The organism is Streptomyces sp. NPDC029216, assembly GCF_040648015.1.
Lineage (GTDB): Bacteria > Actinomycetota > Actinomycetes > Streptomycetales > Streptomycetaceae > Streptomyces.
Genome location: NZ_JBEZWL010000039.1, coordinates 39,996 through 55,632, shown reverse-complemented (window position 1 = coordinate 55,632; position 15,637 = coordinate 39,996). Strand labels below are relative to the sequence as shown.

20 protein-coding genes are annotated in these 15,637 nt (G+C 71.8%); 14 read left to right on the top strand and 6 right to left on the bottom strand.

All coding sequences use genetic code 11. The features are described 5' to 3' along the window. Both AB0F18_RS16895 and AB0F18_RS16890 read left to right on the top strand, forming a co-directional pair. On the top strand, positions 1–797 hold a 797-nt coding region (locus AB0F18_RS16895), incomplete at its 5' end, for a cupin domain-containing protein (protein ID WP_362060724.1). 8 nt (positions 798–805) lie between these two features. After that, complete coding sequence (locus AB0F18_RS16890; RefSeq protein WP_362060721.1) at positions 806–1,612, top strand: phosphotransferase; 807 nt, start codon at positions 806–808, stop codon at positions 1,610–1,612. Between the two features lie 16 nt (positions 1,613–1,628). Here AB0F18_RS16890 and AB0F18_RS16885 read toward each other — a convergent pair whose 3' ends face one another. Beyond that, positions 1,629–1,970, bottom strand: coding sequence for a hypothetical protein (locus AB0F18_RS16885; RefSeq protein ID WP_362060718.1), 342 nt, complete (start codon positions 1,968–1,970; stop codon positions 1,629–1,631). Positions 1,971–2,145: 175 nt separating this feature from the next. Here AB0F18_RS16885 and AB0F18_RS16880 point away from each other — a divergent pair, with 175 nt between their 5' ends. From AB0F18_RS16880 to AB0F18_RS16870, 3 genes are all read left to right on the top strand, one after another. Next, positions 2,146–3,036, top strand: a complete 891-nt coding sequence (locus tag AB0F18_RS16880; protein WP_362060716.1) for a hypothetical protein — start codon at positions 2,146–2,148, stop codon at positions 3,034–3,036. A 430-nt stretch (positions 3,037–3,466) separates the two neighbouring features. Next, entirely contained in the window at positions 3,467–3,673 is a 207-nt protein-coding gene (locus AB0F18_RS16875) for a hypothetical protein (RefSeq protein ID WP_362060713.1), read from the top strand. Positions 3,674–3,981: 308 nt separating this feature from the next. Continuing rightward, entirely contained in the window at positions 3,982–4,287 is a 306-nt protein-coding gene (locus AB0F18_RS16870) for a hypothetical protein (protein ID WP_362060710.1), read from the top strand. Between the two features lie 179 nt (positions 4,288–4,466). Here AB0F18_RS16870 and AB0F18_RS16865 read toward each other — a convergent pair whose 3' ends face one another. Further along, on the bottom strand, positions 4,467–5,351 hold the full coding sequence (locus AB0F18_RS16865) for a hypothetical protein (RefSeq protein WP_362060708.1): 885 nt from the start codon (positions 5,349–5,351) through the stop codon (positions 4,467–4,469). 116 nt (positions 5,352–5,467) lie between these two features. On the opposite strand from AB0F18_RS16865, the gene AB0F18_RS16860 reads away from it, so the two are divergent. Together AB0F18_RS16860 and AB0F18_RS16855 are read left to right on the top strand one after the other, a co-directional pair. Continuing rightward, on the top strand, positions 5,468–5,854 hold the full coding sequence (locus AB0F18_RS16860; protein WP_362060705.1) for a hypothetical protein: 387 nt from the start codon (positions 5,468–5,470) through the stop codon (positions 5,852–5,854). Next, positions 5,854–6,945, top strand: coding sequence for an integrase (locus tag AB0F18_RS16855; RefSeq protein ID WP_362060703.1), 1,092 nt, complete (start codon positions 5,854–5,856; stop codon positions 6,943–6,945). Before AB0F18_RS16860 ends, AB0F18_RS16855 begins: the two co-directional genes overlap by 1 nt. A gap of 91 nt (positions 6,946–7,036) precedes the next feature. Here AB0F18_RS16855 and AB0F18_RS16850 read toward each other — a convergent pair whose 3' ends face one another. Both AB0F18_RS16850 and AB0F18_RS16845 read right to left on the bottom strand, forming a co-directional pair. After that, complete coding sequence (locus AB0F18_RS16850; protein ID WP_362060700.1) at positions 7,037–7,690, bottom strand: helix-turn-helix domain-containing protein; 654 nt, start codon at positions 7,688–7,690, stop codon at positions 7,037–7,039. 412 nt (positions 7,691–8,102) lie between these two features. Then, entirely contained in the window at positions 8,103–8,783 is a 681-nt protein-coding gene (locus AB0F18_RS16845) for a hypothetical protein (RefSeq protein WP_362060697.1), read from the bottom strand. Positions 8,784–9,092: 309 nt separating this feature from the next. On the opposite strand from AB0F18_RS16845, the gene AB0F18_RS16840 reads away from it, so the two are divergent. After that, positions 9,093–10,019, top strand: a complete 927-nt coding sequence (locus AB0F18_RS16840; RefSeq protein ID WP_362060695.1) for a ParA family protein — start codon at positions 9,093–9,095, stop codon at positions 10,017–10,019. Continuing rightward, positions 10,016–10,330, top strand: coding sequence for a hypothetical protein (locus tag AB0F18_RS16835; RefSeq protein ID WP_362060692.1), 315 nt, complete (start codon positions 10,016–10,018; stop codon positions 10,328–10,330). Before AB0F18_RS16840 ends, AB0F18_RS16835 begins: the two co-directional genes overlap by 4 nt. Before the next feature lie 58 nt (positions 10,331–10,388). On the opposite strand, the gene AB0F18_RS16830 is transcribed toward AB0F18_RS16835, so the two are convergent. Beyond that, on the bottom strand, positions 10,389–10,610 hold the full coding sequence (locus AB0F18_RS16830; protein WP_362060689.1) for a hypothetical protein: 222 nt from the start codon (positions 10,608–10,610) through the stop codon (positions 10,389–10,391). Between the two features lie 179 nt (positions 10,611–10,789). On the opposite strand from AB0F18_RS16830, the gene AB0F18_RS16825 reads away from it, so the two are divergent. From AB0F18_RS16825 to AB0F18_RS16805, 5 genes are all read left to right on the top strand, one after another. Beyond that, the gene (locus AB0F18_RS16825; protein ID WP_362060686.1) at positions 10,790–12,058 is read left to right on the top strand and encodes a hypothetical protein; all 1,269 of its coding nucleotides are present in this window, start codon (positions 10,790–10,792) and stop codon (positions 12,056–12,058) included. A gap of 200 nt (positions 12,059–12,258) precedes the next feature. Then, the gene (locus AB0F18_RS16820; RefSeq protein ID WP_362060683.1) at positions 12,259–12,636 is read left to right on the top strand and encodes an HIT domain-containing protein; all 378 of its coding nucleotides are present in this window, start codon (positions 12,259–12,261) and stop codon (positions 12,634–12,636) included. Continuing rightward, positions 12,633–13,118 (top strand): nucleoside 2-deoxyribosyltransferase domain-containing protein, encoded by a 486-nt coding sequence (locus AB0F18_RS16815; RefSeq protein WP_362060680.1) that lies wholly within the window; start codon positions 12,633–12,635, stop codon positions 13,116–13,118. Before AB0F18_RS16820 ends, AB0F18_RS16815 begins: the two co-directional genes overlap by 4 nt. Before the next feature lie 38 nt (positions 13,119–13,156). Further along, the gene (locus AB0F18_RS16810) at positions 13,157–13,489 is read left to right on the top strand and encodes a hypothetical protein (RefSeq protein ID WP_362060677.1); all 333 of its coding nucleotides are present in this window, start codon (positions 13,157–13,159) and stop codon (positions 13,487–13,489) included. 40 nt (positions 13,490–13,529) lie between these two features. After that, positions 13,530–15,308, top strand: coding sequence for a zeta toxin family protein (locus AB0F18_RS16805; protein ID WP_362060674.1), 1,779 nt, complete (start codon positions 13,530–13,532; stop codon positions 15,306–15,308). Here the strand turns inward: AB0F18_RS16805 and AB0F18_RS16800 are convergent. Continuing rightward, positions 15,295–15,588, bottom strand: a complete 294-nt coding sequence (locus AB0F18_RS16800) for a hypothetical protein (protein WP_362060671.1) — start codon at positions 15,586–15,588, stop codon at positions 15,295–15,297. The two genes, AB0F18_RS16805 and AB0F18_RS16800, sit on opposite strands and share 14 nt — an antisense overlap. Positions 15,589–15,637 lie beyond the last annotated feature (49 nt).

Here is a 15,637-nt window from a genome sequence, read left to right as displayed (position 1 = left end):
GCACCGACGTCCAGGCCAACCTGTACGCCTCCTGGCACCCCACCGAGGCCTTCGGCGTCCACTGGGACGACCACGACGTCGTGGTCGTCCAGCTCGAAGGCGCGAAGCGGTGGAACCTGTACGGGGCCACCCGCACGGACCCGCTCCGCCTGGACGTCGAGGCCCCCGAGAAGCCCGAGGGGCCGCCAGTCGCCGAAGTCGTCCTCCAGGCCGGGGACATGCTGTACCTCCCACGAGGCTGGTGGCACGCCGTGGCCGCCACCGAAGGCCGGTCCCTGCATCTCACCTGCGGCCTGACACCCGCGACGGGGCACCACCTCCTGGTGTGGCTGGCCGGGCAGCTCCTCCACTCCCCCACCGTGCGTGCAGGCGTCCCGACCGTGGCCGGCCCCGCCGAGCGCACCGCGTACGCCGAGCAGCTGCGCAAAGAAGTCGCCGAGGCGCTCCACCCCCACATCGTCTCGGAGTTCGCCGCCTCCCAGGACGCCCGCGATCCCGGCCGCCCGGCCCCCTCCCTCCCGTACATCGGCGACGTCCCCGCCGACCCCGCCCTGGTCCTGGCCCTCACCACTGCCCGGGCCGCGATCGAGGGCGCCGACGAGGCCGTCGTGCTGCGCGCGGCCGGACACGAATGGGAGCTCCACCCGTCCGTGCGCCCCGTGCTGGAGGCCCTGGTCTCCGGCGCCCGTCTCACCTTCGGAGAGCTGGCCGAGCGCTCCGGCCTCACCGTGGAACAGGTCGCGGCCCTCGCCACCGAGCTGGTATCCAAGGACGCGGCAGCCGTCTCCCACAGGTAGGACCCGCCATGTTCGAGGCCCCCGCCCCCGCCACCGTCGACCGGATGCTGGCCGCCCAACAGCACGCCGCCGACCAGTTCGGCCTGCGAGCCACCGGCCGCAGGGTGTGGGGGTACCGGGGCCGGACCCTGTCGGGCGCCGCCGGCCCGCACTGGCTCCGCGTGGTCTGCGCCGAGGCCGGCACCGAGGGCGGCACGCTGTGGAACGGCCCGTCCACCTCCCGCACCCTTCCCGCCTCGGTGCCGCGCCCCGACCTGTTCCGCATCCGGGACTGGACCACCGGCGCGTACGCGTACCGGGCCGAGCTGTACGCCCTCGCCCCCGACCCGATGGTTTCCCCGCGCCCCGTCCTCGACGAAGACCCCGGCCTGCCCGAGACGTGGTGGAAGGAGATGGCCGCCGCCCTGGACGCCCTCGCCGACGTCCCGCCACCGGCCGACCGCGAGGCCGTACGCGAGGAGTACCTGCGCCGCGTCATCCCCGAGTTCACCGGCCACCAGGTCGAGGACGTCACCTGGACCACCGCCCACGGAGACCTCCACTACGGCAACGTCACCCGCGGCCCGCACATCCTGGACTGGGAAGGGTGGGGCCGCGCCCCGTACGGCTACGACGCGGCCACCCTGTACCTGTACGCCCTGCTCACCCCCGAGACGGCCGCCCGCATCCGCACCGAGCTCGCCCCCGTCCTGGACCGGCCCGAGGCTCGCATCGGCTTGCTGACCGTGTGCGCCCAGATCCTCCAGGCCCAGGACCGCATCGACTTCTACGCCGAGCTCGCCGGACCCGTACGCGACCACCTGACTCAGCTGTAGCCGCGCCCGTCCGTCCCTACGCGGAGTCGACGCTCCGCCGCCGTGGCGCCAGGATCGGCGGTCCCGAGTCGGAGGGCTCCGAGCCGGACCCGTGCGCCCGCCGCAGGCCGGGCTGCGGCCACGCGTAGAACCGGGACACCGTGCTGGTCGCCCCGTCCAGGTCGACAGCCACCTTGTAGATCACCCGGCCGTCCGCGTAGTCGTGCTTGGCCATTACGACCCCGTACCGCCACGCCCCGCAAGACCACACCCACAGGGCGGGCCGGTCACCGGCAGGCCAGGACCAGACCCTCGGCCTCGGCCCGCTCTCGGGCCGCCACGGCCGGGACTCCACCGGCTCCGTCAACGTCGTGCTCACCCATCGACCGTACGCCCGGACCCCGCCGGGCTCCTCCGCGAGGTGCTCCACGTCGTACGCCGGGCCGCGTTCGATAAAACCTGTACAGCTTCCTGTCCTCTTTGCAGGTCAGAGTGCCTCTCACGTCAGCGCGAGAGGCGCTGGCGCGCGTCAAGTAAGGACAGGGGAGCGGGCAGTGGAGATGAAGGAGACGGCGGGGGCCTACCGAGTGCGGGCGGAGCGCCGGCGCAGCGTGCGCGGCAGCGGCGAGACCCGGGGCGACGGCTGGATGCGCACGGAGGCGGACGAGCGGCTCCTCGCGCTCGCGACGCGATACGGGACCCTGACCCTGCACCAGGCAGCCACCGCGTGCTGGCACGGCAGACTCGAGACCGCGCGCCTGCGGACCCGGGTCATGGCGGAGGCCGGGCTGCTGCACCGCTCTGCGGCGATGCGGTGGGCGGGCACCGTCGTGTGGCCCACCGAGCGCGGAGCGCGCATCGCGGGCACCGGCCTGTCGGCACCGTCCCGCCCGGGCGAACGGCTGCTCCACCGCCTGGCCCTCGCCGATGTCGGCCTCGCCCTGGAAGCGGCCGGGCACACGGTGCTCACCGAGCGCGAAGTCCGCTCCGCCGAGGCGGTGCCCGGGCGACCGGCGGAACTCCTCGCGGACCTCGGTGTACCCGGGGTGCCCGAGCGCGCCCGGCGCGGGGAGACCCTCGCGGTCCCGGCCGGCGCCCACGCGGTGCACTGGCCGGACCTGGTCCTGGTGCCGCCCGGTGGCCCCGTGGTCGCCGTCGAGGTGGAGCTCACTCCGAAGTCCAAGGGCGAGCTGCGGAGCATCCTGCGCGCCTACCTGCGAGCCCGGCGCCGGGTCGTCTACCTCGGGACCGCGCCGGTCGTGCGCCAGCTGCAGGGACGCCCCAGCTCGGACGGACAGTGGGTCGACGGCGTTACCCAGGAGGCCGGGCTGCTCCCTCCCGGAGGGCCCGACCCGGGTGCCGACGGACTCCTGCGCGTACGACCGCTGGTCCTCACCGACCCGGACGTCGCTTGGCAGGTCGGGCGCCATGCTGCCCGTCGTTGACCTCTTCGCCGGGGGTGGTGCCTGCCAGGACAACGTGGGTGCCTCGAAGGGGAGTTGAACGCTTCCCCAGACCACAAAATGACAGTGATCTACGTCACACGCACGTCGGGAGGGGCTGGCGGGCGGGTTATCCACAGGGATGGCCCCTGAGCAGGGTTTTTCCCTGTGGATAGTTTGCTTCTCAATCCTCGCCCCTCGTGGTAGGCGGACGGGGAAAAGTGCGCCTGGCGGACTGCGCGGAGGCGCCGTCCGCCCCGACGCAGGCCCAGGGCACCCCAGAGACACCAGTAACGTGGTTGGGCACTGAAGGCCCTTCAGAAAGACGAAGGGAGACCACCTTTGCGGAGCCGATGCTTGCCGGCCTGGCTCCGCTGGGATCTCCCACTCGCCTGCTGTCGGGTCCCCGCTCACTGTGAGGAGACCGGAACCCTTGACGACCATTGACCGTACCCCAAACGACTTGCCGAGCTCCAACCCGCTGGCGTGGGTGATCGCTCTTACCGCTCTCGCCTCCATCGTGGCGGTGGTCGTCTTGGCGCTGACGCATAACCCCGAGGCGGCAACCGCCGTCGGCACCATCGGGGGTGCGGTGACCGCCCTCGGCGGCTCCTGGGCGAACCTCCGCACACGCAAGTAGCCGCGGCAGCCGATCCCGAGTCTCCGTGGGACGGCTGATCCCTCACCTGTTCGCCACAAAAGGCCCCCTGGTCTGCGGCTTCACGAAAGCGCAAATCGGGACACAGGAGGGGACACGGGGACACACGCACCGCCGCTGACAGGAACGGCCGGGGTGGATAACGAGCAGCTCACGCCCGTTGCCACCCCGGTATCCACTTCCTAGCCGCAGGCGGAAAGCGCTGAGGGCGTACGTGAACTCGGTGACGTATCGGCGGAGGCCGGTGGGTCGGAACCGCCCCGGCCGGGGATGAGGCCAGGGTCTGCACCATGCATACGACCCTGTCCTTCACGGAGCAGGCCGAGACCGCCCTCGCGGCCACGCGCACCGCTCATGTCTCCGTCGGTGTTCTCCAGGCCGCCATCGCGGTCGCCCTCGCTGCCGAGACGCTGGCCCAAGACGAGCGGACCCAGGCCGTGGCTGGGGAGACCGTCGCGGCACTTCTTAGTGCCATGGACGACCTCTGTTCGGACCGGCCGACGCAGCCGAGCAAGCGGGTGCGGCCCGCGCCTCCGCGCCCACGGCCGGCGCCCGTCGGGCACGCGCCGCACGGGGGGTGCCTCGACCCTTCGTAGCGCGCACCGGACCCGACGCCCCGTGCACCCCTCCTGGCGCCCCCTGCTCGGCGTGTACGTACGCCAGTCCCCGTTTCATAGGTGGTCGCACGTGAAGCAACCGCCTGGCGGGCCGCCTACCTGCGACGGCCGTGTTTCATGAGTTGTTGCAGATGGGTGGGCGCCTGCCGCCCCGCCGTTCAGGGGTTGCGAACCACGGCTCCCGAGACGAACCACTGCACCAGGGCGGCGGCAAGGTGAACAGCAGCCCGGGCGGCTTCCAGGGTCTCGGGCACGGTGGCGCGCTGGGCCCCGTGCCGGGAGGTCTGCCCCTCCCACAGCGCGCGCATCATCGCCTCGGCCGACGTGATCGGGTCACCGCCCGCGGGAGTGGACAGCGCGGTGGTGAACTTGTGCCGGGCGTTCTTGATCTCGCCCAGCATCGTGCCGAGGGTGGCCTTGGCGTTGTTCGGCTGGATGACGGCGTGCGCGGCGGCCTCGACCGCCTTGATGGACTCGCTGTACGCCCGCACTGGATCCGGGCTGCGCCCGTAGGCCGCCTGCCAAGCCGTGGCGAGGTGCTCGGCGGCCGATCCCGAAGCCGATGCGCCCGCCGCATCTGCGATGGTCTGGCGGACCGCGTCACGGACGCCGGGGGTGACACGCTCCTCCAGCCCGTCCCGTGTCTCGGCGACCCGGTACGCGGAACCGGCCTCGTCCAGCAGGTCGGTGAGCCGCTGAATGGATTCCGGGTCGTCCACCTGGCGCTCTGCCTTGTAGGCGAGGACTGCGTCGACGACGTCGAGCAGTTGGACGCCGGGCGCCGAGACCAGGGCGTTGCGGTACCTCGAGCCGAACCGCGGGCGGTCCCGGTCCGGGACGATGCGCAGCCGCAGGCAGAGGGTTCGCTCGGCGACCTCCTCGTCGGAGTAGTCGCCGAGTTCCTCGTGCTCCAGCGCGTGCTCCAGCCATTCCGCCAGCGGCGGCCGCAGGTGATCGGGCACGCCGTCGAAGGGTCCGTCGTGTTCGGGCGCGGCGGCGAGGCCGGCGCGGACGGAGAAGCGCGGGCGGGATCCGGTCGTCATGGCGGAACGGTAGCCGCGCGAGGTGTCACGTCGGATAAGGTCTACTTATCCGACGCGACAAACCCGACATGATGGCCGGTCAAGAACCAGGCCTCCGAGGCGAAGGAACCCGCACCGTGCCCCTCACCGCATCCGCCACCACGCCGCGGTACACCAGCGACATCACGCAGTCCGACCTGGACGCGCTGGACGCCTTCCTCACCGAACGCGTGTGCGCCCTCGCCATGAAGCACGACCACGGCGCGGAGGAGTCCAACGCCGCCAGCGCACTCAGCACCGCCCTGATCTCCGTCACGCACAACCTGCGCCGGACATTCGAATATGACGACGGCTCGGCCGAGATCCTCAAGGCCAGGCGCCGGCACTGGAACCTCCTGTGCCGGATCGCCGAACCGTGGCAGCAGACCGAGGGCTATGACCACTTCCGCTGGCGCACCACCCAGTACACCGACGCCGCCTCCGAGGAGCGGATGGCGCGCTACTACCGCAAGCAGGTGCGCTGATGAGCACTCCGACCGCCCAGGCCGACCCCTCTTCCGAGCTGATACCTACGGCGGCCGCCGAGCGCCAGGCGCTCATCGAACGGTGGGCTGACCGCCACGGGATCGACGCCGCCCGCCGGTTGGCCGAGGCGGAGGACCTGGCCGACGCGGTCGCCGCCGAGATCACCCCGGACAACACCGTCGACACGTACGCGAAGTCGTGGCGGGTGTGGGCCCGCTTCTGCGCCTTCGCCGACCTGCCCGAACGGGAGGGCTCCCGTGGCGCCCTGGTGGCGTTCGTGGCCTGGATGCTGCGTGAGGGCCAGCAGAACGGGAAGGGCTACGCGCCGAGCTCCGCCGACACCCACCTCGCTGCCGCCGTCACCGGCCTGCGCCAGCGCGGCGTCGCCGTCAGCGGCGACGACCAGGCCGCAGCCCGCAAGGCGCTGGCCGGGCTGGAGGTCAAGCTCCTGCAGGCCGGTGAACGGCGCGGCCGCGGCCAAGCGGTCGGCGCCGACATCGACGGTCTGTACGCCATCGCCCGCTCCTGCCCCGACACCCTCGCGGGCCTCCGGGACAAGGCCCTGGTCCTCACCGGCTTCCACTACGCCTCACGCGCCCAAGACCCCGCCGGCCTCCAGAGAGGCGACGTCACCCTGCACCCGCGCGGCCTGGTCGTCGCCGTGCTCACCGGCAAGACCAAGCACTCGGTCCGCAGCGCGAAGATCGGCTACGCGACGGACCCGGAAATCTGCCCGGTCCACGCCTACACCACCTACCGCGAGCGACTTGTCGCCGAACACGGCCAGCGCTGGGCCGCCCCCTCCACCCCCGCCTTCGTCGGTATCGACCAGCACGGCCACATCACCGGCGGCCTGGTCCCCGACAGCGTCACCCGGGCCATCAAGCGAATCTCCGCCCGCGCCGGAGTGCCTATCTCCTGGACCGGCCACTCCCTGCGCATCGGCCTCGCCTCCGTCGGCCGGCAGAGGGGCAAGGATGCCATCGCCATCGCCGACCAAGGCGGCTGGGCCCGCCACTCCCGCTCGATGCTCGGCTACATGCAGCGCGACGACGGATGGGACGACAACGCCTCCGCTGGCCTCACCTGACCACCTCCGACCAGCAGCACCACAGTCGGGGTTGAACCTGTTAGTTCCAACAGGTTCAACCCCGACCGGGTGTTGCCTTCGGTGCACCGGATCATCGCCGGCCCTGCAGCATGCGCAGGACCTCCCGAGCCGTACGCCGACTTTGCCTGGCCTCCATGGCCATCCACTGCAGCTGGTAATGCGCCTCGACGCACTTGTCCCAGAACCGCCGGTCCATAGCGGGGGGATGGTCTTCAGGGAGGAGGGAACGCATGCCTGACTCTGACGGAATCGCCTTGCCATCGAGGAATCGTTGGAGCCATCCCCGCGAGACTCCCCCTCCTCCCATGAGCTGGGGCCACCAGAACGGGAAGTGCGGCCGATAGGTCCCGACCCAGTCGTTCAAGGCCTGGGTGAAGCGCTGCTGTTCGGCGACCGGGCCAAGTTGCACAGGAGGCATCGGCGGCTTTGCTCGGCTTCGTCGCGTCTTCTCCAACCTGCTTCGAGTCGCGAAGAGCCAGTTGACGTCCGCTGCGGGGAGGGGCCTCCTGCTTGTGCTGTGGACCATGAGCAGATCCTCAAGCTGCCTGTGGCTGGGCAGCCGCTCGCCCGCCAGCACCGCGTACACGGTTGAGCGCGACATCCGCTGCCCTGAGGCGATCTGCCGAATGGAATACCCGCGACCGCTGACCGCGTCCCGTAGCCGCTCGGCGAACTCCGCCAGCTCGCCCGCAGCGGGGCTGACCGGCTTCCAGTGTGCGGGCATTGGGCCCCTCCCCGACTTTCGTTGTCCTGCGATGTCCTGCGACGACTAGTGGGTCAGTAGCTTGTCATCCGCGGCCTTCGGACGTCACCGGAAACGGCGACGGCCCCCTGCGCCAACAGGGAGCCGCCTTCACGAATGCATGGACGTACTCGACTTGAGGAGAAGCCATCCACACCGACCACGACCGTATGCGCAAGCGCGATCCCGAGCCAAGCTCTCCCCCGGCGGGAGTGGCCCGGCACCTGGCCACTACGGCCGCCGAAGGCCTTGTGAAGGGGGCTGCGACGTCCCTCGGAGCGTTGCTTGTCTCCGCTGCGATCCTGTGGTGGAACACGCACCACTGATGCAGGTCGACGGGGCACCGCGTCGATGCACGGCGCGAGTGCCCCGCCGCACGTCTTGACGTCAATGTTCAACCCCCGTCTCGGGCCGACCTCTCAGCGCGAGCGTCACCCCGGCCATCGCGCCGAGCCGCGTCGGGCACCTCGAGGGGCGGGGGGAGTTCGGAGTCTTGCACGGCGAGGGTGGCGGCCAGGCGTTCGGCGAGTGCGGCAAGGTGCGGGTCGTCGGGGCCGGCGGTGTGCTCGATGGCGGCCTGCTCGGCGTCGTACGCGTCGAGGACCTGCTCCCAGCTCTGGGCGTTGGGCCCGTAGTGCTCGGGGAACACGTGGGCGAGCCACCAGGCCGCCGCCCGCCAGTCCGGCCGCAGGTAGCGGGTCTGCCGTTCCTCGACGTCCAGGCCGGTGACCGGGTCGTTGTAGGTGCGCACGCGTTCCTCCAGGACCAGGCTCCCGGCGCCCGCCTGCAGAACTCGGGCGAGTGCCCGGGCGGCCATCTGCGCCCGCGCGGAGTTCACCTGCCGGTACAGGTCGACGTACGCGTCGTCGGAGGGGTTCGCGGGTTCGCCGTCCTCGCGGGCCTGGGCGGCGTCGCGGCCGCGGGCCATCCACCGGGCGACGGTGGCCCGGGAAACTCCGGCGCCCTCGGCGGCCAGTGAGGTGGCGACTCCCACGGCGGTGGCCTTGACGATGCTCTCGATCCGCTCCGGCGTCAGCAGCGAGGGCCGGCCCGGGCGGCGGGTGCTTGATCTCATGCGGGCGGACCGTACGTACACCTGATCGCTTACGTCTCCGGCGTCACGCATTTTGCGATTTACGCGACGGTCCTACGCGCGCGCGGGCGCGGGGGTCTCACCGGAGTACCGGACGGTCCTCCCTGGTCAACGCACCAGGCACCCGGTCCTGTTGGACCCAATGGGGTCAACCCTGTTAGGGGCAGCACGCTGGCCTGGGGTTTTCCTCGATCAGGCGGAACGCGGCCGGGTCCACGTACGGGCCGGGTGGAGGCGGTACGGTCTGGCGGTGATGAGTCCACGGGGAGAGGCCCGAATGAGGAGAGAGCCATGGTCCAGGTAACGCTGGAGCCGTTGAAGATCCCGGACCGGCTGCGCATGCCGACCGTCTTCGAACGGGAATGGACGGAGCCGGCCAACAAGCTGCGCCCGCGCATTCTGCTCCCGGCCTCATTCACCGGGCCGTCCCCGATCGCCCCGGGCGAGCACCGCGTATTCATCGTCTTCAACCGCAAGGGCGGCGCCGGGAAGACGACCACGACTCTGGAGCTCGCGTGCGCCTGGGCGGCGATGGGCTACACGGTGCGCATCATCGACGCCGACCCGCAGGACGCCGGTCTGACCGGGTGGCTGGCGCCGGTCTATCCCGAAGGCCTGGACCCCAAGCACCGGCTGACGCTGAAGAACGTCATGTACGGCGAGGCCGGCCTGGACGAGGCGACCTACTACACCCGGTACAAGAACCTCTACATCGTGCCCAGCTACGAGGACTGCGCGGTCGTCGAGTACGACCCGGCGGTCAACGGCGAGCGCACGCTGCGCCGGGCGATTAAGCGGAGCGAGGCGCCGGTGGACATCACCATCGTCGACTGCCCGCCGAAGGTCGGGAAGCTCTCGACCTTCACCCTGGCGATCGGCGGCGAGGTCCTGGTGCCCAGCCAGCTCAGCGGCTTGGACAAGAAGTCGAACGAGCCGTTGCGCAGGACGATTGCCGACGCCCAGGAGGAGTACGACGTGAGAGTGCGGGCCGCCGTGCTCACGGCCTGGGGCAAGACGATCATCTCCCGCTCGGTCGGCAACGAGATGGCCGAGCACTACCCGGACGCGCTGGTGTGCCCGGTCCGCAGGTCGGTGGACGCCACCACCGCGCCCGACGAGAACAAGTCGATCCGCGAGTACAACAAGCGGTCCACCACCACGCGTGACTTCGACCAGCTCGGTCACATGCTGGTGGCGCCGCGGGGAGCTGCAGAATGAGCAACGGAATGCCCTTCGGGCAGGGGACCCTCCTCGGCAAGGAGCTGGGCGCGCAGAAGTCAGGCCCGGGCACGAAGGAGAAGATCCCGGCCTACGTCAGCCCGGAGACCATGAACCGGCTGCGCAACGCCGTGGTCGCGCTCCAGCGGATCGACGACGAGGACGCCGACGTTCCGGTGTCGCTGTCCGCGTACGTGGAAGCCGCCGTCCTCGCGCAGCTCCGTCGGGACGAGCGCGAGTACAACAACGGCGCGCCGTTCCCGCAGCGCCGCAACAAGAACCTCAAGAGCGGCCCGCCGGTCACGAAGTAGCCGGCCACCACGAGAGCCCCACCGCTTCCGGTGGGGCTCTCGCTGTGTCAGGGCCCGGTCAGGGCGGCGACTCCGCCCACGTCTCCGGCCCGCCACCTCGCCATTCCACGAACTCGCTCGGCGTGAGGTCGAAGTCCTCCGCGTTCTCCATCCCGGCCTGCCTCAGTAGCTCCGGGATGTCGGAGGCCCGGTAGGCCGTCCCGAGGATCTGCCCGTCGAAGCGCACCTTGCGCCAGCCGCGCTCATCGGGCTCATAGACCACCAGCTTGGGGATCGACATCTCCCCACCCTTGTCCGCGCCGGGCTGTCGCGCATCAGGAAGTCGCCGGACCGGTAGCCCGCAGCAGGGCCAGCCTCCCCTCCCTGACCACGTCAGGGGAGGTTGGGCCTGTTGGTTCTAATGGGTCTAATTCCGGGTTCGGTGCGTGCGGCTGTCCGGACGTGGCTACGGTGCGGTGCGTGACGAAGAAGCCCGACCTCTTGGACGAGGTGCCCGAGCTGCAGGAGGCCGTGGACGCCGTGTGCGAAGCGGCGCCCTCCGACGCCCGCCGCCGGCAGATCCGGGCCCACGCCCGCGAGCTGGTCCGCGCCCTCCAGCACCCCGGCCACCCGCTCGGCATCGGCGACGACCTCGCCGACGTCTTCGACCTCGAGTCGCTCCGGGCGTACGAGCGCCTGGCCCTCGACGGCGAGCTCCGCGACCGCGGCGAGAAGCGCCCGACGAGCGAGGCGACGGCCATGGTGCGCTCCGGGGTGATGGCCCTGCTCCAGCGCGAGCTCGGCCTGGAGGTCCACTACCTGCGCCAGCTCAAGGAGCTCCCCCGCAAGGAACCGGTCGACGTGGCCCGGCGCGAGCAGCTGCGCGAGAGCCTGGTGACCCTGTCCGACTATGTCGGCCGCCGCACCCGCTGGAGCATCGAGGGAGGCCTGATGGAACACGGCTACCCCCGCTGGGTGCGGATGCTCGCCATGGCCTCGGTGGTCCTGGACACCGGCGCCCGCGTCGGAGAGCTGTGCGCGCTGCGCCTGGAGGACCTCTCCCCCGCCCTGGGAGAGGTCCGCATCCGGCGCCACCCGCAGAACGCCCACCCCGACAGCCCGGTGTCCGTCGAGGTCTATCCGCTGCGCCGGGCCACCCGGGCCGCGCTCCAGCGCTACCTCCTGGTGCGCCGCATGCTGATGGGTGAAGTCACCGGAGGCGCCGATTGGCTGTGGGTGTCCGTGCGCGGCAACCACGGCGGCGTCGTTGCCGAGAACGCCGAGCCCGAGTACCGGCCCGCCGGCACCGCCCTGCAGGCGTGGGGCACCGGCCGCGCATACGGAGCCACGGTGACCCGGGTGAACATCGACCTCGCCGGGATGCCGGGCTGGTCGCCGCTGCCGGTACGGATGGAGCAGCTGCGCCGCGGGGTCGCGCCCCCCGAGCTCCACCTGGTGCCGCCCGCCCCGGACGCGGAGAAGGCCGCCGAGCTGATGGACCGGCTGGAGAAGGCCGCCCGCCAGCTTGCCGCACTCACCGACGCCCGGGAGGCGGCGACCACCGGCCGCGCCGCCCGGGACAAGGCCCGCCATGTTCTGCGCGAGGCCTGGCGCCTGGGCGTCGACCACCAGGTCCAGCTCGCCGCACTCAGTGCCGGGGGCCTGCTCGCCGTCGACGCCCCGCGCGCGGGATGGGAGCCGGAGCTGCTGCGTGCCCTCGACAGGGCACTGCACCTCACACCGCTTTAGGCCTGTTAGACCCAACGCCCCCGACCATCCGCGCAGGTCGGGGGCGCACTCATGCCCCCAACCATCGCAAGCCAAAGATTAGTTGGCCAAGTTAACGTTGACATGCCAAGTTTGAGTTGGCATTCTTTCGGGTGTCGGGGCCACCCGGCGGCACCGCGAAAGGCCTGTTGGACCCAACACCCCTAACCAGAAGGATGGGAATGGAGAACTGCGTCTTCTGCTCCATCGCGGCCGGCACCGCCCCGGCCGTCATCGTCCGCGAGTGGCCCGACGCCCTCGCGATCCGCCCGCGCACCGGCGGAGTGACCGAGGGCCACGTCATGGTCCTGCCGCGCGTCCACGTCGCCGACGCCGGCACCGACCCGGAGGTCACCGCCGCGGTGTACCGCCGGGCCGCCGAGCTGATGGCCGAGCAGCCCGCCGCGAACCTGATCACCAGTAAGGGCCGCGAGGCCACCCAGTCCGTCTTCCACCTCCACGTTCACGTGGTGCCCCGCCAGGAGGACGACGGTCTGCCCCTGCCCTGGACCCCGCAGCACGCCGCCCGCACCGCCGCCGAGAACGGAGACCGCCAGTGAACGTCGTCAACGTCGTCATGGCCCGTGAACCCCTTCCCCCCGGGCCCTCCGTGTTCCTCGCGGGCCCCACCCCTGACAAGAGCGCCCCGGTCCCGTCCTGGCGGCCCGCCGCCATCGAGGCCCTGGCCGCCCAGTGGTCCGGCGAGCAGCCGCTGACCGCCCTGAGCCCCGAGTCCCGTGACGGCAAGCGCGCCGACCGCTACGAGCACCAGGTCGACTGGGAGACCGACGCCCGCGCCGCCGCGAGCGCGATCCTCTTCTGGATCCCCCGCGACCTGCGCACCCTGCCCGGCATGACCACCAACGTCGAGTTCGGCCTGGACGTGACGTCTGGCAGGGCGGTCCTCGGCTGCCCGCCCGACTGCCCCAACCCCGAGCGCAACCGCTACCTCGCGTACGTCGCCCGCCGCCACGGCGTCCCGGTCCTCAGCACCCTCTACGACACCGCGGCCGCCGCGCTCGCCCTCATCGCCGCCCGCTGACTCGCCCACCCCGGCCCGGCCGGAGAAGGAGACCAACCATGGAGCCGTCGCAGGAGCTCGCCCGCATCACCGGCATCCAGTCCCCGGCCCGACAGGCCGACGTCCACGAGGGCCTGGCCGACCTCGCCCCGGCCGCGGCCGCCGCCCTGCGGCTCCTCGCCGACGCGATCCGGCGAGGCACCGACCACGACGACGTCGTCGAGGCCCTCAAGCAGGCCGGGGTGCACGACGCGTTCGCCGACGTCCTCGACGCCGCCTCCACCGCCGTGATGGACGGCATGGAGGACCCCTACGAGTTCGACGGACGCCTGCACGCCGACAACCTCTCCGGCGCGGCCTCCCAGGTCCGCGACGCGTTCCGCTGGCTGTAGCCGGCCGAACCGCACACCCGCACCAGGAAGGAAGGAGCAAGTGACCACCGGCACCGTGTCCGCCGTGCCCCTCGGGGAGGCAGAGCACCAGCAGATCCTCGCCGCGTGCTTACCCCAGTGGACGGCGGGCGCGGTCCCGCAAGACCAGCCCGTACTCGTGGTCGTCGCCGGTCAGCCCGGCAGCGGCAAGACCACGATCGCCGAACTGCTGCACGCCGCGCTGTCCGCCCGCGGAGGCGCCGTCCGGATCAGCAGCGACCTCTACAAAAGCGCGCACCGCAAGTACGCCCAGCTGCGGGAGCAGGACGTACGGACGGCCGGAATGGGGGTCCGCCCGGACACTAGGCGCTGGCAGGCCGAGGTCGAGGCGTACGCACGCTCGGCCCGCCTGGACGTGGTGCTGGAACTGGCGCTGGCGGATCCAGCCGAGATCCGAGCGGTGTCCGCCGTCTACCGGGCGGCCGGATACCGGATCGAACTGGTGGTCCTGGCCGTCGCGGAGGCGGTCAGCCAGCTGGCCGTCCTGCAGAGGTTCTTCGGCCCGGACGGCCGCTACATCGCCTGGGACAACCACGACGCGTGCGCGAGCGGCCTACCGAAGACCGTGGCGGTGGTCGAGGCGGAGCGGCTGGTGGACCGGGTGATGGTGGTCCGCCGAGGACTGGTGCCGCTCTACGACAACGAACTGGCCGCCGGCGGGTGGATCGGCCCAGAAGCCGCGGCCGCCGTGCTGCGGGCCGAACGGCGGCGCCCCTGGGACGGCCCCCAGACCCGTGTCTTCCGCCGGGACCTGGTGCGCGCCGAAGTGCTCGTCCACGACGAGCGGCTGCCGGCGGACCGCAGGCTTGCCGTCTCCCGGGACGCCGAACGGGCCGCCGCGGCCGCCGAACCGGTCCGCCGGGGCGCCCAGCAACTGCCCGGCCCGCCCGGAACCGGCTACCACCGCCTCAGCAGGGACGAGCACGCGTGGGTCTTCGACGAGTTGATCGTCCCCTCCTACCTGCGCCGCATCACTTCGCAGGCGGACCCGGCCGTCATCTACCTCGTCGGCGAGAAGGGCGCGGGGCAGCTGCTGGCCTGGCGGATGCTGCGCCGTGCCATGCGGCCCGGAGCGATCCGCCTGGACCCGGAAAACATGCGTGGCTCCCACCCCGACTACCTGGCACTGATGGCCACCACTCCGCGCATCGTGGGCGAAGCGGTCCGCCCCGACGCGGAGGAATGGCAGGCGCAGGCCGAGGCGTACGTCCGCGAGTGCCGCGGCGACCTCGTCATCGAGGCCGACTACGCCGGCCCCGCCGAGTTCCTGGCGAGCGTGGACCGCTTCGCCCGGGCCGGGTACCGGGTCGAGGTGGTCGTACTGGCCGGAAGGGAAGCGGACAGCCGACAGGGCGCTCTCATCGCTCACGCCCGCGCCCTGGAACTCGATGTGGTCACCGAACTGCCCCTCCCGGCCGCCCACGCGCGGGCCTGCCGTACGGCAGGCGACATCACGGTCGCAGCGGCGGCCGCCCCGGACGTCGCCGCCGTCACGGTGCTCGGCACCGACCGCCAGTCTCTGGGCCGGGGTCAGTGGGCTGCCTGGGCCCTGGCCGCCGCCCGGCACCGGCCCTACACCGACTCGGAGGCCGCCCGCTTCCACGCCGTGCAGAAGGCGCTGTACCAGGTGCTGCCCCACCTGCGCACCGAGCTGGCTGGCCTCACGGCGCAGGCACAGCCGCTCATGCCGCTTCCCTGGAGGTCGCTCCCGCTGGAGTACCGGCCGACCCGGGCCCGGCTGCCGCTGGCCGTCTCCGGCCTGACGGTCAGCTGCCCTTGAGCTCGTTGAGCCGGGCCGCGTAACGCAGGGCGATCTCCACGGTCTCGTCCGCGCTCGCGGTGTCCAGCCGCTCCAGGTCGCCGGCGGCCTGATCCCGGGCCTCACGCCAGCCGGCCACCACGTCCACCGCGTCCGGGCCAGGAGACCGGCGGGCAGCAGCGAGGCGGGCGTTGTACGTGTCGATCACCCGCTCCACGAGGGTGCGGGCCTGTTCGCCGTCCGCGCCGGGCCGGTGGAGCGGGGCCCGATCAGCGTCTTCGGGCGGGAGCGGGTCGGTCATGGTGGTGCACCTCAAGGCCGTGCGGACGTACGTGGTCGGCCATTGTCCC

Coding starts and splice junctions, on each gene's coding strand:
- AB0F18_RS16830 (WP_362060689.1), bottom strand. CDS start 10,610: ATGTCGATCCCCAAGCTGGTGGTCTATGAGCCCGATGAGCGCGGCTGG.
- AB0F18_RS16820 (WP_362060683.1), top strand. CDS start 12,259: ATGGAGAACTGCGTCTTCTGCTCCATCGCGGCCGGCACCGCCCCGGCC.
- AB0F18_RS16850 (WP_362060700.1), bottom strand. CDS start 7,690: ATGCCCGCACACTGGAAGCCGGTCAGCCCCGCTGCGGGCGAGCTGGCG.
- AB0F18_RS16855 (WP_362060703.1), top strand. CDS start 5,854: ATGAGCACTCCGACCGCCCAGGCCGACCCCTCTTCCGAGCTGATACCT.
- AB0F18_RS16840 (WP_362060695.1), top strand. CDS start 9,093: ATGGTCCAGGTAACGCTGGAGCCGTTGAAGATCCCGGACCGGCTGCGC.
- AB0F18_RS16800 (WP_362060671.1), bottom strand. CDS start 15,588: ATGACCGACCCGCTCCCGCCCGAAGACGCTGATCGGGCCCCGCTCCAC.
- AB0F18_RS16865 (WP_362060708.1), bottom strand. CDS start 5,351: ATGACGACCGGATCCCGCCCGCGCTTCTCCGTCCGCGCCGGCCTCGCC.
- AB0F18_RS16870 (WP_362060710.1), top strand. CDS start 3,982: ATGCATACGACCCTGTCCTTCACGGAGCAGGCCGAGACCGCCCTCGCG.
- AB0F18_RS16890 (WP_362060721.1), top strand. CDS start 806: ATGTTCGAGGCCCCCGCCCCCGCCACCGTCGACCGGATGCTGGCCGCC.
- AB0F18_RS16810 (WP_362060677.1), top strand. CDS start 13,157: ATGGAGCCGTCGCAGGAGCTCGCCCGCATCACCGGCATCCAGTCCCCG.
- AB0F18_RS16835 (WP_362060692.1), top strand. CDS start 10,016: ATGAGCAACGGAATGCCCTTCGGGCAGGGGACCCTCCTCGGCAAGGAG.
- AB0F18_RS16845 (WP_362060697.1), bottom strand. CDS start 8,783: ATGAGATCAAGCACCCGCCGCCCGGGCCGGCCCTCGCTGCTGACGCCG.